22 protein-coding genes and 1 tRNA gene are annotated in these 25,762 nt (G+C 55.7%); 9 read left to right on the top strand and 14 right to left on the bottom strand.

What is annotated here, in order from left to right; translation table 11 throughout:
* Positions 1 to 8: 8 nt before the first annotated feature.
* The 11 genes from AC2FIP_RS04130 to pyrH all read right to left on the bottom strand — a co-directional run bounded on the left by AC2FIP_RS04130 (position 9) and on the right by pyrH (position 12,004).
* The gene (locus AC2FIP_RS04130; protein WP_496695215.1) at positions 9 to 395 is read right to left on the bottom strand and encodes a GtrA family protein; all 387 of its coding nucleotides are present in this window, start codon (positions 393 to 395) and stop codon (positions 9 to 11) included.
* Positions 392 to 1,351: a glycosyltransferase family 2 protein gene (locus AC2FIP_RS04135; protein WP_496785261.1), complete on the bottom strand. Its 960-nt coding sequence runs from the start codon at positions 1,349 to 1,351 to the stop codon at positions 392 to 394. Before AC2FIP_RS04135 ends, AC2FIP_RS04130 begins: the two co-directional genes overlap by 4 nt.
* A 363-nt stretch (positions 1,352 to 1,714) precedes the next feature.
* Positions 1,715 to 1,804, bottom strand: a tRNA-Ser gene (locus AC2FIP_RS04140).
* An 88-nt stretch (positions 1,805 to 1,892) separates the two neighbouring features.
* Entirely contained in the window at positions 1,893 to 4,319 is a 2,427-nt protein-coding gene (locus AC2FIP_RS04145) for a DUF3772 domain-containing protein (protein ID WP_496690667.1), read from the bottom strand.
* Positions 4,319 to 5,353, bottom strand: a complete 1,035-nt coding sequence (locus tag AC2FIP_RS04150) for a cysteine synthase A (RefSeq protein WP_142634220.1) — start codon at positions 5,351 to 5,353, stop codon at positions 4,319 to 4,321. The genes AC2FIP_RS04145 and AC2FIP_RS04150 overlap by 1 nt, the downstream gene beginning before the upstream one ends.
* 66 nt (positions 5,354 to 5,419) lie before the next feature.
* The gene (locus AC2FIP_RS04155) at positions 5,420 to 6,538 is read right to left on the bottom strand and encodes an NUDIX domain-containing protein (protein WP_496785263.1); all 1,119 of its coding nucleotides are present in this window, start codon (positions 6,536 to 6,538) and stop codon (positions 5,420 to 5,422) included.
* 28 nt (positions 6,539 to 6,566) lie between these two features.
* On the bottom strand, positions 6,567 to 7,007 hold the full coding sequence (locus AC2FIP_RS04160) for a TrgA family protein (RefSeq protein WP_496695208.1): 441 nt from the start codon (positions 7,005 to 7,007) through the stop codon (positions 6,567 to 6,569).
* Between the two features lie 16 nt (positions 7,008 to 7,023).
* Positions 7,024 to 8,232 carry a class I SAM-dependent methyltransferase gene (locus tag AC2FIP_RS04165; protein ID WP_496695206.1) on the bottom strand — a complete coding sequence of 403 codons (1,209 nt, stop codon included), beginning with the start codon at positions 8,230 to 8,232 and terminating at the stop codon, positions 7,024 to 7,026.
* 69 nt (positions 8,233 to 8,301) lie between these two features.
* On the bottom strand, positions 8,302 to 9,726 hold the full coding sequence (locus tag AC2FIP_RS04170; RefSeq protein ID WP_496785265.1) for a cryptochrome/photolyase family protein: 1,425 nt from the start codon (positions 9,724 to 9,726) through the stop codon (positions 8,302 to 8,304).
* Between the two features lie 48 nt (positions 9,727 to 9,774).
* The gene (locus AC2FIP_RS04175) at positions 9,775 to 11,001 is read right to left on the bottom strand and encodes an aminotransferase class V-fold PLP-dependent enzyme (RefSeq protein ID WP_496785266.1); all 1,227 of its coding nucleotides are present in this window, start codon (positions 10,999 to 11,001) and stop codon (positions 9,775 to 9,777) included.
* 250 nt (positions 11,002 to 11,251) lie between these two features.
* Positions 11,252 to 12,004 (bottom strand): UMP kinase, encoded by a 753-nt coding sequence (gene pyrH / locus AC2FIP_RS04180; RefSeq protein ID WP_496695200.1) that lies wholly within the window; start codon positions 12,002 to 12,004, stop codon positions 11,252 to 11,254.
* A gap of 95 nt (positions 12,005 to 12,099) precedes the next feature.
* On the opposite strand from pyrH, the gene miaA reads away from it, so the two are divergent.
* From miaA to AC2FIP_RS04205, 5 genes are all read left to right on the top strand, one after another.
* Positions 12,100 to 12,993 carry a tRNA (adenosine(37)-N6)-dimethylallyltransferase MiaA gene (gene miaA / locus AC2FIP_RS04185; protein WP_496785268.1) on the top strand — a complete coding sequence of 298 codons (894 nt, stop codon included), beginning with the start codon at positions 12,100 to 12,102 and terminating at the stop codon, positions 12,991 to 12,993.
* A gap of 319 nt (positions 12,994 to 13,312) precedes the next feature.
* Positions 13,313 to 14,983, top strand: a complete 1,671-nt coding sequence (locus AC2FIP_RS04190) for an ABC transporter substrate-binding protein (RefSeq protein WP_496785269.1) — start codon at positions 13,313 to 13,315, stop codon at positions 14,981 to 14,983.
* A gap of 117 nt (positions 14,984 to 15,100) precedes the next feature.
* Positions 15,101 to 16,147: an ABC transporter permease gene (locus AC2FIP_RS04195; protein WP_281972213.1), complete on the top strand. Its 1,047-nt coding sequence runs from the start codon at positions 15,101 to 15,103 to the stop codon at positions 16,145 to 16,147.
* 13 nt (positions 16,148 to 16,160) lie between these two features.
* Positions 16,161 to 17,624, top strand: coding sequence for an ABC transporter permease (locus AC2FIP_RS04200; RefSeq protein ID WP_142634239.1), 1,464 nt, complete (start codon positions 16,161 to 16,163; stop codon positions 17,622 to 17,624).
* A 92-nt stretch (positions 17,625 to 17,716) separates the two neighbouring features.
* Positions 17,717 to 19,804 carry a dipeptide ABC transporter ATP-binding protein gene (locus tag AC2FIP_RS04205; protein ID WP_142634241.1) on the top strand — a complete coding sequence of 696 codons (2,088 nt, stop codon included), beginning with the start codon at positions 17,717 to 17,719 and terminating at the stop codon, positions 19,802 to 19,804.
* A 141-nt stretch (positions 19,805 to 19,945) separates the two neighbouring features.
* On the opposite strand, the gene AC2FIP_RS04210 is transcribed toward AC2FIP_RS04205, so the two are convergent.
* Complete coding sequence (locus AC2FIP_RS04210; RefSeq protein ID WP_496785271.1) at positions 19,946 to 20,524, bottom strand: lytic transglycosylase domain-containing protein; 579 nt, start codon at positions 20,522 to 20,524, stop codon at positions 19,946 to 19,948.
* A 207-nt stretch (positions 20,525 to 20,731) separates the two neighbouring features.
* Between AC2FIP_RS04210 and ssb the strand changes: the two genes are divergently transcribed.
* Positions 20,732 to 21,235 (top strand): single-stranded DNA-binding protein, encoded by a 504-nt coding sequence (ssb, locus tag AC2FIP_RS04215; RefSeq protein ID WP_496690674.1) that lies wholly within the window; start codon positions 20,732 to 20,734, stop codon positions 21,233 to 21,235.
* A gap of 18 nt (positions 21,236 to 21,253) precedes the next feature.
* Positions 21,254 to 22,324, top strand: coding sequence for a site-2 protease family protein (locus AC2FIP_RS04220; protein WP_496785272.1), 1,071 nt, complete (start codon positions 21,254 to 21,256; stop codon positions 22,322 to 22,324).
* Here AC2FIP_RS04220 and aroB read toward each other — a convergent pair whose 3' ends face one another.
* Positions 22,325 to 23,431 carry a 3-dehydroquinate synthase gene (aroB, locus tag AC2FIP_RS04225; protein ID WP_496695191.1) on the bottom strand — a complete coding sequence of 369 codons (1,107 nt, stop codon included), beginning with the start codon at positions 23,429 to 23,431 and terminating at the stop codon, positions 22,325 to 22,327. It lies immediately after the preceding gene.
* The gene (locus AC2FIP_RS04230; protein ID WP_142634251.1) at positions 23,432 to 24,019 is read right to left on the bottom strand and encodes a shikimate kinase; all 588 of its coding nucleotides are present in this window, start codon (positions 24,017 to 24,019) and stop codon (positions 23,432 to 23,434) included. It abuts the gene before it with no gap.
* A gap of 61 nt (positions 24,020 to 24,080) precedes the next feature.
* Here AC2FIP_RS04230 and AC2FIP_RS04235 point away from each other — a divergent pair, with 61 nt between their 5' ends.
* Together AC2FIP_RS04235 and AC2FIP_RS04240 are read left to right on the top strand one after the other, a co-directional pair.
* A complete protein-coding gene (locus tag AC2FIP_RS04235; protein ID WP_496696107.1) occupies positions 24,081 to 24,248 on the top strand; it encodes a hypothetical protein in 168 nt (55 codons plus the stop codon).
* Positions 24,238 to 25,761: a hypothetical protein gene (locus tag AC2FIP_RS04240; RefSeq protein WP_496785274.1), complete on the top strand. Its 1,524-nt coding sequence runs from the start codon at positions 24,238 to 24,240 to the stop codon at positions 25,759 to 25,761. Before AC2FIP_RS04235 ends, AC2FIP_RS04240 begins: the two co-directional genes overlap by 11 nt.
* The last annotated feature ends 1 nt before the right edge of the window (position 25,762 follow it).

Consider the following 25,762-nt stretch of genomic DNA (forward strand, 5'->3'; position numbering starts at 1 on the left):
GCCAATCTCTAGGTTGAATTCTGCGGTTTATAGACCCACAGCCGTAGGAACGCGAAGTTGATCACAGGTAGAACAACTACAACGACAGCGGCCGAGACAACTTCGCTCAGGCCAAAACGAGGGCCGGCCAGTCCGGTAATCGCAGCTGAAACCAGCAGCCCAATTCCGACCATGCAAAGAAACCGCCCAAACTGTGCAGGAACCACCAGCGCCTGCCCGAAGGTCCAGACTGTTTGCCCAATATATTGGATCAGGATTGCGGACCCAAAAGCCAATGCATTGGCGATCCAGGGCGAATGAAACACGCCCAACAGGCCCAGATAAGCCAGCATGTAGTAACCAGCCACGCCTAAGCCCACGATGGCAAACCGGATTATGCGGCGCCGTTCGTTCATTTCTGCGCGGTCTTCTCTTCTACTATGGTGTCCGAAATCTCTGAGGTCTCTTGATCTACAAAATAGAGTGGTCGGTTTTTGGCCTCGATATACAGACGTCCGAGATATTCCCCCATGATTCCAAGCGTCAACAGCTGGATACCCGAGAAGAAACTGATCACCAGAACCGTCGACGCCCAACCCGCAACTGCGTTGTAAAGGATCAAGGACCAAAAGACGTAGACCGCCATTAGCGCGGCGATAATCAGTGTCAGAAATGCCATTCGTGTGGCGATCTGCAGCGGTTTGATCGAAAAACTTGCCAGTGCATCAAGCGCAAAGCGGATCATCTTGGACATCGGGTATTTGGTCTCGCCCGCGATCCGTGGGTCGCGGATGTATTCGATCCCGATTTGACGGAAACCAACCCAAGCGAACATGCCCCGAACGAACCGCGCGCGTTCCGGCATACTCAGAACCGCATCCAGCGCCCGACGGCTGACAAGCCGGAAATCGCCCGTGTCATTTGGAATGGGTACGTCCGAAAGCCGGTTCAATATGCGGTAGAAACTATGAGCTGTTACTTTCTTAAACCAACTTTCGCCTTTTCGCTCACTCCGACGCCCGTAAACCACATCATAACCCTGATCCATCATCGCCATCATGTCCGACAACAGCTCCGGCGGGTCTTGCAGATCAGCATCCAACATGAAAATCCGCTGCCCTAGGGCTGCATTCAGCCCCGCTGTCAGAGCGATCTGGTGACCGCGGTTACCCGATAGCTTCAAACCGCGAATACGCGGGTGAAACTCGCTTTGGGCACAGATTGCGCGCCATGTTTCGTCATTAGACCCATCATCCACCAGAATAATCTCGGATTCGGCGTTCCACTGTTCAGTCGCAGCGATCAGGCGCTCCACCAGTAAGGGGATCGACTCCTCTTCGTTCATGCATGGAATGACGACAGACAGTAACATCTAACCTCCGGGCGCAATTTTGCTGCGCACCTAACGCAAAACGGACCAGCCAAGGAATAACGTTCACTTGGCGTTGTAGATGTATTGATATCTCAACACACGCATCAGCAAACAAGCCGGGCGCCGAGTTTTCACCTGTAGTTACCCAACCGACACAGGAATAGGCCCTAACCAACAGTTTGACTGCCTTGCATCCTGAAATTCCCTTGCCTGCAAGAAACAGTAATTCGGGGCCATCTAAATTGGATGATTTCGCTCAACATGGGTTTTGTGAATCGCTTACCGAGCCTTTTTTGCTCGGGGGCTCCAAAACAATGTCTGAGATGTGAAACACCTAAGCGTCCAAGACAAGAGCTGGTGTTGTGGCGGAGAGACAGGGATTCGAACCCTGGAGACGGTCTCCCGCCTACACACTTTCCAGGCGTGCGCCTTCGACCACTCGGCCACCTCTCCGTGCGGGCGTTATTTGGACTATCGCCTGGGGATTTGCAAGGCCCGATTAGTGTAAAATTCTCTGGCTCGTTTCAGGCCCGAACTTGCCTCAAGGTTCGTCACCATCACCGTCGGAAAGATCAGCCTCGGTCAATTCGGCGGGCGAAGAGGCCGGGGGTGCTTTTGTCTCTGAAACAGGCTCAGATGGGGGCATTTGCGCGTTACCTGACGATTGAAGGGCCTCGGGGTTTCGCAGCCAGACATCACGCTGAGCAAACGGTATCTCGATCCCCTCTTCGACAAAGCGGCGATTGATCTCATGGTTCATGTCGGACTTCACCGAAAGAACCCAATTCACATCCCGCAAAATGGCGCGGATTTCAAAGTCCAGAGAATCCGCACCGAACCCCTGAAACACTACGCTGGGTGCCGGATTCGCCAATACCATCGGATGTGCGTTGGCGATTTCGCCCAGGATTGTCTCGACCACGCGGGTATCGGTACCATAGGCTACCCCGACCGGGACAATGACGCGTCCGATCGTGTTTCCACGGGTATAGTTGGTGACAACACCGCTGATCAGGTCCGAGTTCGGGACAATGACATCTGTTCGATCGAAGGTCTCAATTCGGGTCGAGCGTACCGAGATGTCGCGCACATAACCCATCATCCCGTTTACGTCGATCCAATCGCCTTTTGAGATCGGACGTTCGACCAAAAGAATAATGCCGGACACAAAGTTCGAGACAATAGTTTGCAGACCAAATCCGATCCCGACAGATAGCGCCCCGGCCACGATGGCCAGAGACGACAGATCGAAACCCGCAACCATGATGGCGACCAAGGCTGCCAGGAAGATACCGACATACCCCGTCCCAGAAACAATCGCGTTTTGACCACCGGGATCAATGCTCGTCTTTGGCAGCAATGAGGTCCGCAACCCACCCTGCAGGGCGCGTGTCAGTCCGTATCCGATCAGGAAAACCACCAGAAAAGTAAAGAAATTACTGGGCGAGACGGTCACGCCCCCAATGTCGAACCCCAAAAGGAGCCGCGACCATGCCTCTAACAAATCGGTCTCGCGTGCGCCCCAGATCAGCGCCAGAACCGGCAGGGCCAAAATGGCCATGGCAAAGCCAATCAGAACCGAAAACAATGTGTCCCGGGCTGCCTCACCCTTGCGGGTTATCAATCCATAAACCGAAGTCAGGAATCGTTGAAGGATGATCAGTGCGGCAATCAGGATCAACGATTTTACCGCTGGAAAAACAATGGCCTCAGCCGCGTTGTTATAACCGATGGCAGCCAGAACTGGGCTGACAACTCCCAACAGGAACAATGCTCGGCGCAAGAATTCGACCAGCTGGATGACCCCGGTTCCACGGGCATTGCCATCAGGTTCTGCCTGCACCTCGGCAAGCCGTATCTGCCGCGCACGCAACAGAACCAGAGCAGTTGCAAGAATAACTGGGAAGCCCACAACCGCGCGCGTCGCATCCGAAGTATTCTCGATCTGTTCGAAAAGGTTCCCAAGATCATGCAAAATGAGAAAAACGGCAAGCAGATCCAGGTAGATTCGAAGCTCGGTGATCCGCTTTGGCGAGAGCTTTCTGAAACCCTGCGCCTGCTGCATTACATAGACCTGACGACCAATCCAGTCGTAGTACAGAACAATGGCCGCCCAGAACGGTACGTTTTGTATCAGAAGGGTTCCCCGCAATCCCAATATCCCCGTCAAGACGACGGCTTTTACCAGCAACAAAACACCCAGCCATGGCAGAATTATCCGAAACAGCGATGTCAGGAATGTCCATACGCCAGTTCCCTGCCCCCCTATGGTACGCAGATAGTTCCCAGCAGCCTCGGACCAACGTTTTCCATAGCCCAGCAAAACAATGGCCACGAAGACCAGCAAAAGAATTCCAAGCCCCTGTTTGCGAAGCTGCTCATGCACCACGTCTGTTTGGTAGTTCTGCACAGCCTCGTTGAAAAGGCTTCGGCCCGCTTCAGTCAGGTCAACCCAGGCTGGTCGCCAATAGCTGGGGTTCAGTGGCGATGGGCCGCGCTCCAACAGCTCTTTTTTCTGCCTATTTCGCAGGATCTGGTCAATTTCTGCAATCAGTCCGTTGGCGCGACTGAAGGCCTCGTCGGAAATGATATGCGGCACCCGCAGCGCGTTCAGTTGGTTTTCAAGATGTGAACGCAGCGTAGCAATGTCTTCCGGTTCGGTTGCATCACCTTCCGGTCCGGGACCCAAAGCCTTGATCTGGCTTTCCAGGGTCTGAATACGTTCGGTATTTGCACCACGCGCGCTGTTGAAAACATCTCGATAGGTATGAATTTCCGATCGCAGATTTTCCAGCGAAGCGTTCGAGGCCCGATTGGCCTCGATCACATCTTCGGCCCGATCCGCCGTTTTTACCCAACCCTGATAGTAGTCACTTTGCCGATCCGAAAGCTGGGCCGTTGCAGGACCAGACAGAACTGCAAACAAAAGTGAAACAAGGGCCAGAAACAGGCGGACCTGCCGCAACATCATACGTCCTCGAAAACGCCCGGAATGCTACGCGGCGCCTCGGTCATCCAATCAGGAACAGGCAATTCTTTTTCGCGCAGGAATTCCGGGTTGAACAGCTTAGATTGATAGCGCGTGCCATAATCACACAGAATCGTAACAATGGTATGGCCCGGACCCAGATCCTTGGCCAGGCGCACGGCGCCAGCCATGTTGATGGCGGTCGATCCGCCCATGACCAGACCTTCGTCGCGCAGAAGGTCAAAGATATAGGGCAACGCTTCGTTATCCGTCATCTGATAGGCGAAATCCGGTTTGAACCCCTCAAGGTTCTTGGTGATCCGCACCTGGCCAATACCTTCCGCGATCGAGCTTCCCTCCATCGCGATCTCACCGGTTTTGTAATAGGAATACAACCCGGCCCCCATCGGATCGACCAATGCGATCTTGACGCCTTTGGGCTGCAGCGCCTCGGCCACACCGGCCAACGTGCCACCTGAACCAACCGCACTGACAAAGCCGTCGACCTTACCGCCGGTTTGCTCCCAGATCTCGGGGCCGGTGGTCTCGACATGGCTCTGACGGTTGGCGACGTTGTCGAACTGATTGGCCCAGATTGCGCCATTGGGTTCCGTCTGCGCCAGTTCTTCAGCTAGACGGCGAGAGTAATGTACAAAGTTGTTTGGGTTGCGATACGGCGCTGCCGGGACCTGAACCAACTGTGCACCCGCAAGACGCAGCATGTCTTTCTTTTCTTCGGACTGGGTCTCCGGGATCACGATCACGGTCTTGAAGCCCATCGACGCCCCGACAAGCGCCAGACCGATACCGGTGTTTCCGGCGGTGCCTTCAACGATGGTGCCCCCAGGTTTCAGGTCGCCCCGTGCTATGGCATCGCGAATGATATAAAGAGCGGCACGGTCCTTGACCGATTGACCAGGATTCATGAACTCGGCCTTGCCAAGAATTTCACACCCGGTTTCCTCACTGATACGGCGCAGCCGGATCAACGGAGTTTTCCCTACTGCGTCGGCAAGGTCTTTCGCAATGCGCATGGCGCCCTCATTTCTTTACGTATCAACGAAGATTTACAGTTGCTACGCAACAACCACAAGCCGCGATCACGCCCCACGCAACCTGTCTCTGTTCCGAGCCAGCCAATGCGCCAGTGACAATAGCGGCAAATCCTTGAACCCATGCCCGTCGACTTGATCCATGAACTGAGCATAGGGAATGATTTTGGTGCGGATATCCTCACCTTCTGAGGCCAACCCGCCATCGTCTATCGTTTTCTCAAGATCGGCCAACCCTACGTAAAGATAGACGTATTCGGTGGACGATCCGCTGGACGAATAGGCCTCTCCGGCAAATTCAAGCGACTTGAGGTTGATCTGGGCTTCTTCCATCGCCTCACGCCGCGCAGCCTGTTGCGGCGTTTCACCGGGGTCAATCATGCCTGCAACGGGTTCCCACATCCACGGCTCGGGGTCTTCGATCAGGAAAACCGGTGTCCGAAATTGTTCAACCAAAAGCACCGAGTCACGCCCCGGATCATATGGCAGAACCACCACAGCACTGCCCTGCATCAATCCGTTGCGGTTCAGCATCGACCCCATCGTGCCGTCATTCCTTCGGTGTTGAAGCTGAACCTCCTGCATGCCGAAATAGTCAATATAGGCATGGGTATGCTCGTGTACGATCACATCCTTCTTCGGATCACGCGCGTCACCGGTTCCGCGTTTGCGTGCAGCCAGCTTGGCCCAGGCGCGGGTTCGGATCGAAGGAAAACTGCGCGCGATCTTGACGGCATCGGCCTTGCCGTAATAACCCATGACCTCTTGCGCGGCGGTTAGGGTCAGATCCCCCCACGCGTCTGCCCAGTCCTGCAAGGACCATAGCTCACCGGGCGACCACAGGTCAGGCTCGGGAAAGAACACGCTGACTTCGACAACAGAGCCATCGGGCAATTCAACGGGCTGCCGCTGCAGATCATAATCAAACCCCCCTTCATAGAATATCAATCGCCTGAAATCCTCGGGTTCGAGGCCCTGAACCAGAAGGCCATCCGCAACGGCCCCACGTTCTGGCTTGATCATCGGAAATGCCTCGTCGCGCACGCCGTAAACCGCGTGATCCTTCAGCTTGGCCTCTGACAAAGTCAGGCGTGACAGCGGACGGCCAAGCACCAATTGCAGCAGTGGCAGATGCCGAAGCGTGCCATAGAAAAACAGATCGTTCACAAGGGTATCTCGCGTTGGTGTTTGGGTGCTAGCGCCAGCGGCGGCTTGCTTCTTCCGTCGCCAAACCGGCGATAAGAGCGCCAATAGCCAAAGTCCACAGAATTTCCGGAGCTAACAACTGTTCGCCATAGCCAACGCTGATTTTGAAAATCGCAGTAAGGGCCTCGAACGGTCCATCATAACGGTGGCGCATGGCCAAGCGGAACATCTCATAGGTGCCCTGAACGAAAAGACCCCAAAACACCAGCGAGGCAATGCCTGTCAGTCCGTTATTGACGGCAGCGGTCCACCCTTTGCCGGTCCGTTTACCCATGATTTTCCAACCACACGCGACCCCAAGTGCCATGTTGACGACAGTGAAGTAGCCATAGCTTTTGCCTTCTTCACCATTTGCGATGATCATACTGGAAACCAAAAATGCCACCACCGCCAGACAAAGGGCTGCGACAAGACGTGAGGCGCTGGGCATTCTAAAGGTCCGTTTACTAAGTAGGTTTCGCTATGGTGATCTGTGTCACATCACAGTTGCCGGTGTCAAAGGCCGCGCCGCAAGCGGTCAAATAATAATTCCACATGCGGCGAAAACGCTCATCAAACCCCATTCCCGAAATCTCGTCCCATTTGTCATTGAACGTCTCGTACCAGCGGCGCAGTGTCAGATCATAGCTTTTGCCGAATTCTTTTGACTTCACCACGGTCAGACCCGCATTCGCCACCTGCTCCTGCAGAATTGTCGGAGCCGGAAGCATCCCCCCCGGAAAGATATATTTCTGAATGAAATCAACACCATTCTTATACACATCCCAGCGATGATCGCCGACTGTAATGATTTGCAAGGTTGCCTGTGCGCCAGGTTTTAAGCGATCTCGGATGGTGTCGAAATAAACCGGCCAATATTTCTGACCAACCGCCTCGAACATCTCAATAGAGGCGATCCCGTCATATTGGCCCCGTTCGTCACGATAATCCTGCAGTTTCAGATCAACTAAATCCGTAAGTCCTTCTTTTTCAATGCGTTGACGGGCAAAGCTCAACTGTTCCTTGCTGATCGTCAAGCCTGTGACCCGCAGGCCACGCTCTTTTGCTGCATATTCGGCGAAACCACCCCATCCGCAGCCGATTTCCAAAATATGGTCACCGGGTTTGGCACCCATTTCATCAACCAGACTGGCGTATTTAGCGGTTTGTGCCTTTTCCAAGCTTTCCTGTCCGGTTTCGAACAATGCACTGGAATAGGTCATGGTATCATCCAGCCATAACCCATAGAATTCATTACCTAAATCGTAATGATAAGAGATATTCTTTTTAGCCTGTCGACGGTTGTTTCGATGCAGCCAAAAGCGCAGGCGTTCATAGGCCTGTACCAGAAATTTCCCGGTGAAATCGTCGTACACGGTCTCGGTACCCAGATGCACTAGATCCATGAAGGCACGCAGATCTGGTGTGCTCCAATCGCCTTCCAGATATCCGTCTGAAAACCCCAGCTCACCCTCCCGGATAAGTCGCGCAAATACGTCCGGATTGTGAATATCGACCCGTGCGACAGGACCAGGGCGTTTACCTTCGGTTCGAAATACACGACCGTCTGGCAAGGCAATATCAAGCTGCCCCCGCTCCATCTGGTTCAGCATATTCAGAACATGTGCAAAATATCTTGGCAGGTCTGTCTGCCCTTCGATTGTAGTTAGAACCATCCGCTCTCCCCTGTGCGGTTGTTGTAGAAGGCTAAAACGAGTTTGTGTTTCTGGCAAGTTTTCAGTTCTTTACCGGCTTTTTCGGCCCTCATAGGCCGACAAGGCACGCGCGCGCCCTTCGGCCAAACCCACAACAGGGTTTGGGTATGGCGCAGACGGATCAAGACCCCACTTGCAGGGAATGGCTTCAAAATAATCAAGTGCGCTCGAGGGCGGGTTTGACTGTCCTTCGGCCACCCATTTCCGCACATAGTCGCAATAGGGATCATATTTTTTTTGCTGCGCCTCGGGGTTAAAAATACGGAAAAACGGGGACGCATCAGGGCCGGACCCAGCAACCCATTGCCAACCCATCGCATTTGAGGCCGGATCCCAATCGGTCAGGCAATCAGAAAACCAGCCCATACCGATTTTCCAATGCGCCATTAGATGTTTGGTCAAATAACTGGCGACAATCATCCGGGCGCGATTGTGCATGCGACCCGTGACGTACATCTGTCGCAACCCAGCATCGACCACGGGAATGCCTGTCCTTGCCTGCTTCCAAGCAATGATCTCGGGTCTAGAGGTGTTTTGGCCCCAAGGGAACTGATCCCATTCCGGTTTCCAGTTGTTGCTTAACAAATGAGGCATATGGAACATCAAATGATAGGCAAATTCACGCCAAACCAACTGTCGCAAATAGGCTTGGGTACCGGACATGCCGAACATCTCTGCGCCCTGAAGGGCGTGCCAGACGCTACGCGGTCCAATCTCACCCAGCGATAGATATTCGGAAATGCCCGACGTTCCATCCTCGGCCAGCTGATCCCGGGCTTCGGGATACCCCGAAAGCCGTTCCAAGAACCGATGGAGCGTTTTGAACGCTGCGTCTTCCCCTGGCTGTACATAGCGGGCGCAAACTGATGCCCCGCGGTGCATTCCCGCGGCCATTTCCCACGACTCCAGAGTATCTGTATGCGGCCATTCCTTCGGCGGAACCAGCGCGGCGGGTCGCGCATGTGGAAATGGAACCTCGCGTTTTTGTACCGATCGCCACATTGGTGTAAACACGCGAAAAGGCGTTCCGGTCTTGGTCTGGACGGTCCAGGGCTCAAAAAGCAGGTGCCCGGAAAACGATTTGGGCTGTACGCCCAGTTTGGTCAAAGCCGTCTTGATCCTTGTATCTCGGGCAATCGTGTCCGGATCGTAAGCCCGAGACCAATAGACCTCGGTGGATCCGGTTTCGTTGATTAGGTTTTGCAGAACCTCCAACGCATCCCCGCGCCGCAAGATCAGACGGCTTCCCAACTGCGCCAACGCGCGGTCAAACACCTCAAGGCCCTTGCCGAGGCGCCATTTAGGAGCCGCACCCAAGGCCTGCCCGAGATCGTCGAAAATATAGACCGGAATAACTGGCCGCCCCGTTGCCGAGGCAGCACTGAGTGCAGGATGGTCCGACAGTCGCAAATCTTGTCGGAACCACATAATTATCGGCGGGCTCTTGGGTCCCATGACTGCTCCGTATTGTTTACCTTTCTACGCAGCAGTGCCAGAACTGGATCACAAAACAGCGTCCAACGCATTCAAAAGCTGATCAATTTCTCGTTTCGATGTGTAATGCGTAAAGCTGACTCGCAAAACACCTTGACCCAGATCCACACCCATGGCCTGCAAAGGACGCACGGCATAGAAATCTCCGCCACCGGCCATAACCCCATGCGATGCAAGACTGGCAGCAACAGATTCAGCATTTCGGTTCAGCGCCAGCGCGACCGTTGGCGCACGCCGCGAGGCATCAGAGGTTCCGATCAGACGGACTGCATTGCGATCTTTAACCGCATCCAGAACCGGTTGTAGCAGGGCGATCTCGTGCCCGCGCATCAGGTCGTGGACAAACGCCCCCCGCGCTGCAGCACCAGTTCCGGGTCCGTCATGATGTTCGCATAAAAGATCGACGTAATCCGCCATCCCCGCACTGGCGGCGATCTGTGCGTGATCCGGCCCTGCAGGGGTAAAGCGTTGATAAAGAACATCGCCGTTGAAATAGTGCCCCTGATTGGGCAACAGCTCACCCAATGCCCGGCGGATCACCATGCATCCCTGATGAGGGCCATAGGTTTTATACGCCGAAAACAGATAGATATCCGGTCCCAGATCACCGATATTCGGAAATCCATGCGGCGCGTAAGAGACACCGTCGACGCAGACAAACGCGCCTGCCGCATGTGCAATCGCAGTTATCTCGGTAACCGGATTGATTTCCCCGACCACGTTCGAACAATGCGGAAAACAGACCAGACGCACCTTTTCGTCCAGAATGTCCTCAAGATCCTGCGGGTTCAGAGACCCGGATTCGGGGTCTATCTGCCATTCGCGAACCTCTATGCCTTCATCAGCAAGACGGCGCCAAGGCCCCGAATTGGCCTCATGATCTTGATTTGTCACGACAATCGCATCACCCGGCTGCATCCACTGTCGGAATGCCTGCGCCAGAACATAGGTGTTCTGCGTGGTCGACGGACCAAAGCTCAGTTCATCTGCATCCACACCCATGATCGCAGCCATTCGGGCGCGGGCCTCGTCCATTTCCTCTCCGGCCAGACGGCTGGCATCATAGGGGGCATAGGGCTGTACCTTGCGCTGGGTGTAATAGCGCGTCAAACGATCAAGCACCGGCTTGCAAGTATATGATCCACCAGCATTTTCGAAAAATGCCTGTCCCTGCAGGCTGAGTTCGGAAAAAGCCGGGAACTGCGACTGAACAAAATTGATATCCAGAGTGCTCATGGCACGTGCCTCCTTGATCATGCTTGCTTATCCAAGAGGTGCCCGAGCATGATTTCGGAACCCTCAGAAATCATGGCAGGTCTTCCAGCCCAGCCGACACTATCAGGTGCCCGCAGAACCTGCGCCTTTGCCGCGCAAGTACGCCGACAAATTGCCCACAGCTTTTGCCATCGTCAAGAACACTGTGCCCTGAACCAAAGAAAAAGCCGGGCAATTATGCCCGGCCTTGAAAATGAGTATCGTTCGGGTGTCAGCCCTGAACTTTTGTGTAGGTTCCCTCACCGGCTAGGATACCGCGGAAACCGCCCGGCTCATCCAATCCGAATACGATCAGAGGCAGGTTATTGTCGCGCGCTAGCGCAATGGCTGATGCATCCATGACTTTCAGCCGCTTTGCCAACACGTCATCGTAGCTGACCGTGTCATAACGCACCGCATCCGCATGTTCTTTGGGGTCTTTGTCATAGACACCGTCCACGCCGTTCTTACCCATAAAGATCGCCTCGCAAGCCATCTCATTGGCGCGCAGTGTCGCTGCAGTATCTGTGGTGAAATACGGATTCCCTGTTCCAGCGGCAAAGATGCAGACCCGTTTCTTTTCCAGATGCCGCACAGCGCGGCGGCGGATGTAAGGCTCGCAAACCTCATCCATACGAATGGCCGAAATCACACGAGTAAACACGCCAACCTCCTCAAGCGCCGATTGCATGCCAAGCGCATTCATGACCGTAGCCAGCATACCCATGTAATCCGCCGTCGTCCGTTCCATCCCCTGAGCTGAACCGCTGAGACCGCGAAAGATGTTGCCACCACCGATGACCATACAAATCTCGACCCCTAGATCGTGAACTGACTTTACCTCTTGCGCGATGCGCTGAACGGTGGGCGGATGCAGGCCAAAACCCTGATCTCCCATCAGCGCCTCGCCCGAAATCTTCAGCATCACTCGGCTGTATTTCGCCTTGGTTGTATCGACAGTGTCGGTTGTGGGGGAAAGGGTCATGTTGCGCTCCGGGCTGGCACGGGTTTAATTCCGGCGCAAAATGAAGCAAAAGCTCCGCGGGTTCAATGCGGATGATGAGGAATGAGGCAACCTGAATGGCCAATGCCAAGATGACGCAGTTTTGGGACAGCCTTCCCCCTATTCCTGACGACAAACCCGTCTTGATCGCCGGGCCTACCGCATCGGGGAAATCAGCATTGGCGCTGAAGATCGCCGAAACGTTCGGCGGCGTGATCGTCAATGCAGACGCAAGCCAGGTTTATGATTGCTGGCGCGTGATCTCGGCGCGTCCCTCCGCCGAGGAAGAAGCCCGCGCGCCGCATCTGCTTTATGGTCATGTGCCTTATGATCAGGACTATTCGACTGGCCACTGGTTGCGCGAGGTCAAGCCATTGCTGTCCGGCGGAAAGCGCCCCATCATTGTGGGCGGTACAGGTTTGTATTTTTCTGCCCTGACCGAAGGTATGGCCGATATCCCGGCGACTCCGACCAAAGTTCGGGCTGCCGCGGATCAACTGGACCTAGCTACACTGATTGATGGGGTCGATGCCAAAACCCTGGCCGGGATTGACACCCGGAATCGCGCCCGCGTTCAACGTGCGTGGGAAGTTCAGCAAGCCACCGGGCGCAGCTTGCGGGACTGGCAAGCCGACACCCCTCCTCCGGTTCTGAACCCGCAAGACGCCGTGCCCATTGTGTTTGATGTCGACAAAGAATGGCTATTGGATCGGATCAGGCGCCGGTTTGACCTGATGCTGGAAAGTGGTGCTTTGGAAGAAGTTGAGGCGATGCGAAACCGGTATGACGCCTCGCTGCCGTCTTTCAAGGCCATCGGCGTTCCCGAGTTGGTAGCCTATCTTGAAGGCCGTATCACACTGGATGACGCGCGCGAGCGTGCCACAATCTCGACCCGTCAATTTGCCAAACGTCAGCGCACGTGGTTTCGCGCACGCATGAAAAACTGGATTCGCGTTGATTTATCAAAGTGATACTTAACGTAGTTACAAACCCATTTTCAGGACACCAACCGCAGATTCGAAGTGATCGAATCTGATTGGCGGTCACTATTCGAATTACCTAGAGCACAGTTTAAGCATCCGCGATGACGGAAACTTCGGCCGCAACATGTCGCTTTTGTGCAGTTGATGACGATTTCCGACATTGACCTCATGGGAAATCTGGTGCCGAATGACGCCATGGGGATGCTGCTTATCCAAAAAAGAACACACGAACCTGCTGCCTGGCACCAACTGGTCTGAGCGGTTCAGAGCTACTTCATCAAAATCGATGTCACAGGGAGAGACATTAATGAAACACCAAACCATTACCGGAGCGCCGATCCATCGTGCCGCGGAAATGCACGCGCAAGAGTACCGCGACGGGCAACTAAGCCGCCGCGAGTTTTTGGCGCGCGTGACGGCATTGGGGGTTACCGTCCCCGCCGCCTATGGAATGATCGGCCTGGCGTCTCCGGCACAAGCACAAGAGCCACCGCGCGGTGGAACTATCCGCTATCAGATGGAAGTGCGCGGCCTGAAAGATCCACGTACTTATGACTGGACGCAAATTGCGACATTCACGGCTGGCTGGCTGGAATATCTGGTCGAATACAACAATGACGGTTCGTTCAAGCCGATGTTGCTGGAAAGCTGGGAATCCAACGATGACGCGACTGAGCACACGCTGAACGTTCGCAAAGGCGTCAAGTGGAACAATGGTGATGACTTCACCGCAGCGGATGTCGCCCGCAACATCGAAATGTGGTGTGACGCGGCAGTCGAGGGGAACTCGATGGCATCGCGCATGTCATCCCTGGTTGACGAGGCAACCCAGAAAGCGGGTGAAGGTGCAATCACTGTGGTCGATGATCACACGGTCAAGCTAACCTGCAACACGCCCGATATCACGATCATTCCTGGTATGGCCGACTATCCGGCAGCCATCGTGCACAGCAGCCACGATCCCAACAATATGCTGGCCAACCCGATTGGCACTGGCTTCATGATCCCTGAAAGCCACGAAGTGGGCGTAAAGGGTGTACTGATCCGCAATGAAGAGCACGACTGGTGGGGATATGCTGCGGGCAAGGGTGGCTATATCGATCGGATCGAATTCATCGACTACGGCACAGACCCTGCGGCCTTCCTGGCTGCTTATGAGGCCGAAGAGATCGACATGAACTGGGAGTCGGTCGGCGAATTCGTCGACATCTTTGACAGCATCGGTCTGACACGGTCCGAGATCCCATCGGGCTTTACAATCGTCATCCGCCCGAACCAGCTGGCCGAAGATGCCGACGGCAACAAGATCTACGCCGACAAACGTGTGCGGCAGGCCCTGGCCATGGCCGTCGACAACGCCGTCTGCCTGGAGCTGGGCATGTCAGGATACGGCATTCCTGCCGACAACTGCCATGTTGGCCCGATGCACCCGGAATATGACTCGGCTGTGACCCGCCTGCCCTTTGATCCCGCAGCGGCCAAAGCGCTGATGGACGAGGCCGGAATGGGTGACTTCGAGCATGAGGTTCAGTCCATCGACGACGACTGGCGCCGCAACACGACCGCGGCCGTGGTCGCTCAGTTGAACGATGCCGGCATCAAGGCACGTCATACGGTTCTTCCGGGTTCGACCTTCTGGAACGACTGGACGAAATACGCCTTCTCGTCGACCAACTGGAACCACCGCCCGCTGGGCACGCAGGTTCTGGCGCTGGCCTACAAATCGGGCGTAGCCTGGAACGAGGCTGGTTTTGCCAATGACGAGTTCGACGCGCTTCTGGCCGAGGCAAACTCGATCGCGGATGTCGACAAACGTCGCGAAGTCATGGCCAAGCTGCAGGCGATCATGATCGAAGAAGGCGTGACCATCCAACCCTATTGGCGGACGGCGATGCGTCACCACCGGGACAATATGGTTGGGGTTGAAAAGCACATCGCCGACCTGCCACAAATCTATAAGTTCGGCATTCTTTCCTAAGCCGACAGATACAAGCCGCGCCGATTGGGCGCGGCTTTTTCGTCCGTATCGTGGCGACCAAAAAACAGCGAAGTGTGGGGCTTTTGACACCTGCACTGGCCACCAACAGGGGCTAATATGGGACTATTCATTCTAAAGCGTGTCGGCATCATGCTCATCACAGCTTTGTGCCTGACATTCTTGGTCTTTTTCCTCACCAACCTGTATCCAAACCTCGAAAAGCTTGCGAAAACGCAGGGTAATTTTCGTATGTCCGACGAACAGGTTGAAAGCTATCTGCTGAAAAACGGGTATCTGCAGCCGACGCCGATCAAATACGGCGAATGGTTGGGCGTGCTGCCATCCTATCGGCACACCAACGACGACGGTAGTGTGCAAGGAAGATGTATCCTGCCCGGCGAAACTGCAGAAAGCTCGCCAAGTTTCTGCGGCATCCTGCAGGGATACTGGGGATACTCGTCCGTTTTCAAAGAGGAAGTTTCGAAAGTTGTTGGCACTCGGTTGGCCCTAACCGGTCGGCTGATGCTTTGGGTTATGTTGCTGATGGTCCCTTCGGCGCTGATCCTTGGGGTGCTTGCGGGTATGAAAGAAGGATCGGCCACCGACCGAACCCTTTCAACATTCGCCATCACGACGACAGCGACCCCGGAATATGTCTCGGGCGTGATCTTTATCGCGATCTTCACTTCGTCTGCCGTTGGCCTGAAATGGTTCAAAGGCACCGCGACACAGGCGATGGAGAACCCGACCTTTGAGAACTTCTTTCTACCGGTACTGACTATTGCTCTCTACGGGATGGGCTATATCGCTCGTATGACCCGCGCCTCGATGACCGAGGTGATGACGGCGCAATATATCCGTACCGCGCGGCTCAAAGGTGTTTCCTTCCCGAATATCGTCATGAAGCACGCGCTGCGAAACGCGCTGATCGCACCGTTCACAGTCATCATGCTGCAGTTTCCCTGGCTGCTGAACGGCGTGGTGATCGTCGAGACCCTGTTTAACTATAAAGGGTTCGGCTGGGCGCTGGTTCAGGCAGCAGGCAATAACGACATCCAGCTTCTGCTGGCGATTTCGGTAGTGTCGGTCTTTGTGGTGCTAGTAACGCAGCTGATCTCGGATATCGGCTATGTCTACCTCAACCCACGCATCCGAATTTCGTAAGGAGGGACAGAACATGGAACCACTTACCTGGACCGGCTCTATCGCCATTCTGAACCCCTTGCTGATGATCGCACTGGTTGCACTAGGGGTATCAATCATCGTCTGGATCTTGGGCAGCATCGTGTTGCCCGAAACGCCGGTCGTCGTGAATATCGACGGCACAATCAATGCAGATACCGGCCTGCGCGGCCTGACGCAGATCGCGCTAAGATACAGCTTTTTCGCCTGCGTTGCGCTGTGTCTGGCATATGTGGTGCTTGGCATTTTGATGGGGACAAGCGCCGGGATTATCGGAGCGATCTCTCGGCAGTTTTTACCTGTCTGGATGTCGCTGATCATCCTGTTTGCAATGTCAATCGCCTTCAAGCGCAAGCTTGGCCTGTACGGCAAACTGTTCGACAGCCCCATCGGCATGATCGGTTTTGGCCTTGTGATGTTCTGGGTCTTTACCGGCATTTTTGGTGCGCTGGACCTGATCGTTACGCATGATCCGCTGGCGCAAGTTTCAGGTATGAAGAACAAGTTGCCCGGAACTCCAATGCCCAGCACCGAGGACGGAACATATTCCTGGTATCTACTGGGTGGGGACAATCTGGCCCGCGATGTGTTCAGCCGGATGGTCAAAGGGGCATGGATCGTGGTGCAGATCGCACCGATGGCAACCATATTTGCCTTCATGGTCGGGATTACTCTGGGCCTGCCTGCGGGGTTTTATGGCGGACGTCTGGACACGTTCCTGTCCTTCCTGGCAAACCTGATCCTGGCCTTCCCGGTAATCCTGCTGTTCTATCTGCTGGTCACGCCCGAGATCGTGGCAACCGGTGTGCCGAACTATATGGCAGCTGTGTTGTTCGTCTTTCCGATCCTGTTTCTTTGCGTCCTGCTGAATTCGCGGTTCTATACGCGGCCCAATTTCCGCACACCTCTGCTGATCGGAGTGTTGGGCATCGCGATGTGGCTCTATCTATCTCTGATTTCAACAGACGGCTACATCATCGAAACCAACAGCTACAACATCTGGGGACTGCCCACCTATCTGGACCTGTTCAATATCCCCGGCGGCATTCTGGTCGTGTTCGTTTCGGTGGTTTTCGTAAACTCACCCACGGTATTCCGTATCGTGCGTGGCCTGGCGTTGGACATCAAAACCCGCGATTATGTTGCCGCAGCGCAAACCCGTGGTGAAGGTCCATGGTACATCATGCTTTGGGAAATCCTGCCCAATGCGCGCGGGCCGCTGATCGTCGATTTCTGTCTGCGCATTGGCTATACGACCATCCTTTTGGGGACCTTGGGATTCTTTGGCCTCGGGCTACCACCCGAAAGTCCCGATTGGGGGTCGACGATCAATGAAGGGCGCAAGCTCTTGTCGATCTATCTGCACCCTGCCCTGCCACCTGCGCTGGCGCTGTTGACACTGGTTCTTGGGTTGAACCTGTTGGCTGATGGCCTGCGCGAAGAAAGTCTGAAGGACTGATGTATGAGCGGCCGGGGGCCCTGCCCCCGGACCCCCGAGGTATTTTTGGCCAGATGAAGGGGATCCCCGGGATCTGGTGAGGAGCAACACAGATGACCAAACTTGCGTCCTATGAGGGCCCGATATTGGAGATCGACAAGCTGTCGATTTCGTTTTTCACGCGGTTGCGCGAGATCCCTGCAGTGATGGATTTTTCGGTCAGCGTGCAGCCTGGTGAAGCTGTGGGGCTGGTTGGGGAATCGGGGTGCGGGAAATCCACCGTTGCGTTGGGCGTCATGCAGGATCTGGGCAAGAACGGGCGTGTTGTTGGCGGATCCATCAAGTTCAAGGGTCGTGACCTATCCGAGATGACGGCCGAAGAACTGCGCGATATTCGCGGCAATGAAATAGCCATGATCTATCAGGAACCTATGGCCAGCCTGAACCCCGCGATGAAGATCGGTCGGCAGCTGATGGAAGTACCGATGATCCACGAGGGCGTCAGCAAGGACGAGGCCTATGCCCGTGCGCTGGAAGTGGTCACCGATGTACGCTTGCCCGACCCTGAACGGATGCTGAATTCTTTCCCCCACCAGCTGTCGGGAGGCCAGCAGCAGCGCATCGTGATCGCGATGGCGCTGATGTCCAAGCCATCGTTGCTGATCCTGGACGAGCCCACCACCGCGCTTGACGTGACCGTCGAGGCCGCGGTGGTCGAGCTGGTCAAGGATCTGGGCAAGAAATACGGCACCTCTATGCTGTTCATCAGCCACAATCTGGGGCTGGTGCTGGAAACCTGCGACCGGCTGTGCGTGATGTATTCCGGCGAAGCGGTCGAGCGCGGCTCGATCAAGGATGTGTTCGACGAAATGCAGCACCCCTATACGCAGGCGCTCTTCCGGTCGATTCCACTGCCGGGTGCGGACAAGAACGCGCGCCCGCTGGTGGCCATTCCGGGCAATTTCCCCCTGCCCCATGAGCGCCCTCCGGGCTGCAACTTTGGCCCACGCTGCGACTATTTCGAGGAAGGTCGCTGTGACGCGCAGAACATTCTGATGGAGGCCGTGCCAGGCAATGACCGGCATCATACCCGCTGTCTGAAATTTCAGGAGATCGACTGGAACGCGCCCATCACACTGGCCGAGCAAAAGGAAAAAGGTGAGATTGGCCGCGTTGTTCTGAAGATGGAAAATCTCAAGAAATACTATGAGGTTGCGGCAAATGCACTGTTTGGCGGCGGCGAAGCGAAGGTAGTCAAAGCAAACGAAACTCTGAGCTTTGAGGCGCATGAATCCGAGACACTTGCCATTGTGGGCGAATCCGGCTGCGGCAAATCCACCTTTGCCAAAGTTCTTATGGGGTTGGAGACGGCCACGGACGGGCAGATCCTGCTGGACAACCGCAATATCGAGGACGTGCCCATCGAAGAGCGCGACGCTAAGACGGTGGGCGAGGTTCAGATGGTGTTCCAGAATCCATTCGACACGTTGAATCCTTCGATGACCGTGGGCCGTCAGATCATCCGCGCTCTGGAAATCTTTGGCGTCGGTAAGTCCGAGGCCGAGCGCAAGAAGCGGATGCTCGAACTGTTGGACTTGGTGAAACTGCCCCGCGCCTTTGCCGAGCGGATGCCGCGACAGCTTTCGGGTGGTCAGAAACAGCGTGTCGGCATTGCCCGCGCCTTTGCCGGGGATGCGCGGATCGTGGTGGCGGATGAGCCGGTCTCGGCGCTGGATGTATCGGTGCAGGCGGCGGTAACCGACCTGCTGATGGAGATCCAACGCGAGCACAAAACCACACTGCTGTTCATCAGCCACGATCTGTCGATCGTGCGCTATCTCAGCGACCGGGTGATGGTGATGTATCTGGGCCATGTGGTCGAGCTGGGCACCACTGATCAGGTGTTTGCACCGCCCTATCACCCCTATACAGAAGCCCTGCTGAGCGCGGTCCCCATCGCCGATACATCGGTCGAGAAGCAGCACATCGTCTTGGAAGGCGACATCCCATCAGCGATGAACCCGCCTCCTGGCTGTCCGTTTCAGACCCGATGTCGCTGGAAATCCGAAGTCCCCAACGGTCTTTGCGAAAGAGATGTCCCACCCGTGAAAACCCTGGCAGACGGTCATCAGGTCAAATGCCATCTGGCAGACGACATCCTGGCACGTATGGAACCCGTCATAAAAATCGCCGCTGAGTAATGGGATTGGGTACGCAACAAGGGTGTCGGTAAGGTGGATCCGGCACCCTAATTATGCGACACGACCTCGAGCAGCCTGTCACTGAACGCGCTGATTTGGCCAAGCCGCATCACCTGTTGATCCGGCAATTCATCGGGCGGCCTAACCGCCCCAAATCACCTTCACGTAATTCTGGGTTTCCTTGTAGGGTGGTACGCCACCGTGTTTTTCAACAGCCTGAGGTCCGGCATTATAGGCGGCCAGCGCAAGCCGCCAGGATTTGAACTTGCGGTATTGCCAGGACAAATACCGGGCCCCACCTTCAAGATTCTGTTTCGGGTCGCGCGGGTTCACGCCCAATAATTGCGCGGTCCCGGGCATCAACTGGGCCAGACCCAACGCGCCTTTATGTGACACGGCATGCGGATTCCATCCACTTTCCTGCTGAACAAGGCGCAGGAACAGCTCTTCGGGAACATCGTGTTTACGAGCCGCTAGCCGCGCCATCGTCAGGTACTCACCCCGATAGTTGCCGGAATATCGCTTACTGAATTGTGGTTGAGGCGTCTTAGGCTTCAACCGATCTGAATCGCGGTACTGGGTGGCCGCACGGCCGTCCAAATATTTGGATTGCTTCAGAAAGATGTCCTTACGGCTTTTGGTAGACAGCGTATCCGCCGCAGCGAGTCCACAGGTCAACGCAAAGCATAGAACCAATAAAAAACAAAATCTGAAACGCATTAATGCCTGTCCCGCACTGTCACGAACCCGAGTGAGTATATGTATTTCAGCCAATAATGAAAGCATGGTAAATTTTCTCTGTGCAAACTCCCGACCAGTTCATTTCTCATGATCCATGTTCCAACCATGGTTCAGGGCGTATAGGGTCTCAGAAATACACAGCGCCAGATTCGGGCGCACTCAAGTCAGTTAAGAACGGGGAAATACATGGCGGGTTCTGTCAACAAGGTCATTCTGGTGGGAAATCTGGGGCGCGATCCCGAGGTACGGTCGTTCCAGAACGGTGGCAAGGTCTGCAATCTGCGCATCGCCACTTCCGAGACCTGGAAAGACCGCAACACCGGCGAACGCCGCGAGCGGACAGAATGGCACTCGGTCGCGATTTTTTCAGAACCATTGGCCCGCATTGCCGAGCAATATCTGCGCAAGGGCAGCAAAGTTTATATCGAAGGTCAGTTGGAAACCCGCAAGTGGCAGGATCAGTCCGGTCAGGACCGCTATAGCACTGAGGTGGTTTTGCGCCCCTATCGCGGCGAGCTGACTTTGCTGGATGCGCGTGGAGAAGGCGGCGGCGGTGGCGGTGGCGGCGGTCAATCCGGCGGTTACGGTGGCGGCCAGGCAGGTGGTGGCTATGGTGACCCCTATGGCGGACAATCCAGCGCCCCGGCACCCGCATCTGGTGGAATAGACGACGACGAGATTCCGTTCTAAGCACACCGGAGACACATCATGACATGGTCCTTCTCGCTCGGCCGACTATTGGGGTCGGAACTGAAGGTCCATGTCACCTTTTTCCTCTTGTTGGCATGGGTTGGATTCGCTGCCTATTCTACCGGAGGGATGCAGGCCGCGATCGGGAATCTGATTTTCGTGCTTGCCCTTTTTGCATGTGTGGTCGCGCATGAGTTTGGTCACGCGCTGATGGCGCGGCGCTATGGCATAAAAACTCCGGACATTACTTTATTGCCGATCGGCGGTCTTGCCCGATTGGAACGGATGCCAGAGAACCCCATGCAAGAGGTATCGGTGGCTTTGGCCGGTCCTGCGGTAAACGTCATCATCTGGATCATCCTCGTCTTTTTGGGCGCAGGAATGCCATTTGAAACACTCGCCAATATTGATTCACCCGAGACCGGGCTTTTGAACCGCCTCGCCTATGTGAACCTTCTTCTGGCCGCATTTAATCTCATCCCCGCATTCCCGATGGATGGTGGACGCGTTTTTCGCGCGCTGCTCTGCCTGAGGATGGATCGGGTCAAGGCCACGCGCATTGCCGCATTTGCCGGTCAGATAGTGGCGGTAGGATTGGGGTTTCTGGGGCTAAGCACAGGCAATCCGTTGTTGGTTCTGATCGCGGTTTTTGTATTCGTTGCCGCCAATGCAGAAAGCCAGGACGTCGCAATGCGATCAGTGGCGCGTCAGGTTCTGGCCCGCGACGCCATGATCACCGAATTTCACGCCCTATCGCCAAGCGACACGCTTGCAACCGCCGCTCAAGCGGTTATTCACACCACCCAGCATGAATTTCCATTGTTGGATGCAACAGGGAAACTGCAGGGCTTTGTCACGCGCGACCGGCTGTTTGCTGCCCTCGCCAAAGATATTCCCCGGTCAGAATTGGCCAGTTCAATCATGGTCGAGGAAATCCCGACAGTGACCCTGAGCAGCGGATTGGAAGCGGTTCTGAAACAGTTCCACGGGGGTGCCCCCGCAGTTGCCGTCTGCACGCGGTCAGATCAGATGGTCGGCTATATTACCCGTGAAAATATTGGCGAGTTAATGATCATTCGCGGACGTTGATCAACCCAGCGCGTCCTTGAGGACACTCAAAACCGCATCCCGCGGAACATCCGACGTGACAAATGCCTGCCCGATGCCTCGGGCCAGAATGAAACGCAGCTGGCCATCGATAACCTTCTTGTCCTGCGCCATCAGCTCGACCAGCGCTTCGGCGTCGGGCAAATCCCCGTGGATATCGGAGATGTCGGTTTTCATGCCCATCGCACGCAGATGTGCCCGAACCCGGCTTGGGTCCTCTTGCGAACATAAACCAAGTCGCGCCGACAGTTCGAATGCCAGTGCGCATCCAATCGCAACGCCTTCACCATGCAGCAAACGATCAGAATACCCGGTCGCAGCCTCAAGCGCATGACAGAACGTATGCCCGAGATTCAGCAGGGCGCGATCCCCCTGCTCGGTCTCATCACGAGCGACGATGTCGGCTTTCATCTGAACGGATCGGGTGACGGCCCGAACCCGCGCGGCCATATCCCCGCCCGAGACATCGGGGCCATGGCCCTCGAGCCATTCAAAGAATGCCGCATCCCCCAACAGCCCGTATTTTACGACCTCACCATAACCGGACAGGAAATCCCTGTCGGTCATTGTGCCCAGAACCGAAGTATCCGCCAGCACCAGTGAGGGTTGATGAAATGCGCCAATCAGGTTCTTGCCCTGCGGTGCGTTGATCCCGGTTTTGCCGCCGACCGAACTGTCGACCTGCGCAAGCAGCGAAGTTGGTATCTGAACAAACCGTACGCCCCGGCGCAAAACGGCCGCGGCAAATCCGGCGAGATCACCTATAACCCCACCTCCGAGCGCAACCACCACGTCACGCCGCTCGATTTTCTCGGCTAACAACCATTCGACCGCACGCTCAAAATGCGGCCAGCTTTTGGTCGCTTCGCCCGCGGGCAGCGCCAATGCGGACATTTCGATCCCTGCGCTGGCCAACCCATCCCGCAACGCGTCAAGATGCAGGCTCGCCACGTTTTCATCGGTCAGAACCGCTACTTTGGGTCGCGGTAGCAAAGGCGCTATGCGCTGACCGGCCTGCGTCAGCAGATCGGGGCCGATCTCAACATCATAGGACCGATCCCCAAGCTCAACATGTACGGTTTGGTGCATCTATTTCCGTTCCAAAACATCAGGTCGCGTCATCAGAGCTTTGACGACACGCTCTACCATATCTTCAATCGAGACATCCCCGTCGGAGGAAACCGCCAGATCGGCGCGTTCATAGATCGGAACACGCTGATCGTACAATGCACGAAGGGTCGCAAACGGATTTTCGGTGCGCAAAAGCGGGCGCGTATCCTTGTGGCGAACGCGATTCCACAACACACCCAAATCGGCGCGCAACCAAACGGACACCCCGCGTTGAGTGATCATGTCGCGGTTTTGTTCAGTCATAAAGGCACCGCCGCCAGTAGAAAGGATACCTTTTTCTTCGACCAAAAGCCGCCCGATAACCTGGCTTTCCTTGCTGCGAAAAAAGGCTTCGCCATCACGCTCGAATATCTCGGGGATGGTCATGTTGGCCGCTGATTCGATTTCGGCATCGCTATCGAGGAAAGGAACCCTCAACCGAGCGGCCAATGCGCGGCCTACGGCGGTCTTTCCGGCCCCCATCATACCTACAAGCACCACTGTTTTGTGCAGTGTATAGTCCGAAACGGCAGATGCCGCATGGGTGTTATGCTTAATTTCGCTCATTTCATCGTGAATGACGTGATCTTAGGAAAAATGCCAGTTATAACTTGGTCAAAAGAGAAAATTGAGGCAGCGTTTGACCATGGGCCGTCTGATCAAGTTCCTGATATATCTGATTTGCCTGTGTTTCATCGGGCTGGTGGGATATGTCTACCTGGGTGAGTTTTTTGGTGCGGATTTCTCTGCGCCGCAAAGCGAGGTCAGGGAGCCGGTAATACTGAATGTCGAATAAAGTGGCGGTGGTTGCGCTGTTTCTTGCAGGAACAGCGCAGGCGCAGCAGGAACCCCTTTCTGTTATTGAATGGCTGGCCAATCCTCCGGAAAATCTTCCGGGGACGGTTTTGCTTGAGCCACCCGTGGCGCAGCCCGGCGGTCAGCCCGATGTTCTTGTGACCCCACTTCAGGCATTGTCACAACCCCTGGGCCTGGTTGCTTCGACTGTCACAGGATTGCCTGTCGACATGTGGCAGAACAGCGATCCCCAACGCCTGTCCGAACTGATCGAAAGCGTCCCGGTCAAGTATAACCCTGCAATGCAGCGTTTGCTGTTCACGTTGCTTTTAACCGAAGCTCGGGCACCGACGTCCAGTAAAGGGGAAGAGATTTTGCTTTTGGCGCGGCTCGACCGCCTCATGCATCTTGGCGCTGCGGACCCCACGCAATCATTGGTACAGCTGGCCGGCCCGACGAACAGTCTCGACCGATTTCAACGCTGGTTCGACGCCACCCTTCTGACCGGGGATGAAGATCGCAGTTGCACGGCGCTGATTGCTCAGCCGCATTTGTCACGGGACTATGCCGCTCAGATTTTCTGCAAGGCCCGGCGTGGGGATTGGGACTCGGCCGCTCTCACGCTTGAGGCAGCCCATGCCCTACAGGTTCTGGCACCACAAGAGCTGGAGGTTCTGGACAGGTTTCTAAGCCCTGAACTGTACGAAGACGCCGAGTATCTGCCGCAACCGGACGACCCCTCGCCCCTGATGTTCCGCTTGTTCGAAGCTATTGGCGAGCGTTTGCCCTCGGCTGCTTTGCCCCGCGTCTTCGCAAATGCGGATCTGAGGGATGTTGCGGGCTGGAAGGCTCAGGTCGAAGCCGCAGAACGGTTGACCCGCGTTGGAGCGCTAACGCCAAATCAACTGCTGGGGCTCTATACAGAACGGTCTCCGGCGGCGTCTGGAGCCGTATGGGACCGGGTATCGTCGATACAGCGGTTCGAAAAAGCACTGGATTCTGGCAATTCCGCAAAGATCGCCAAAGCTCTGCCGGTGGTTTGGAACCAGATGCGCAATGTCGGCCTGGAAGTGCCATTCGCTGAACTTTTCGCCGGGCGCCTCTCTCAGGTCAAACTACAGAAACCCGCGGCCGAGGATCTGCGGTGGCGCATTCTGTTGCTGTCAGATCTATATGAAACAGCGGCGTTGTCGGCTCCGGACAATTCTGAAGAAAGTCAGTTTCTGGCTGCGCTGGCTCAGGGTGATCCGGGGCGCGCGCCCTCCCCTTCGCCGCTGGCGGATGCCATCGCAGAGGGGTTTGCATGGGCGGCGCCGGTGCCAACCGATATTGGCAACATGCTGGACGAAGGCCGCCTCGGTGAGGCGCTTCTGGAGACGATGGTCCTGTTTGCCCATGGATCGCGGGGAAATCTGGTCGACCTGACAGCAGCCATGGCAACCCTGCGCCGGGTCGGTCTAGAAGATACCGCGCGCCGCGCCGCGCTGAACCTGCTGATCCTGCAGGGCAAGTGAT

This window comes from Ruegeria sp. CDSB114 (assembly GCF_059611025.1).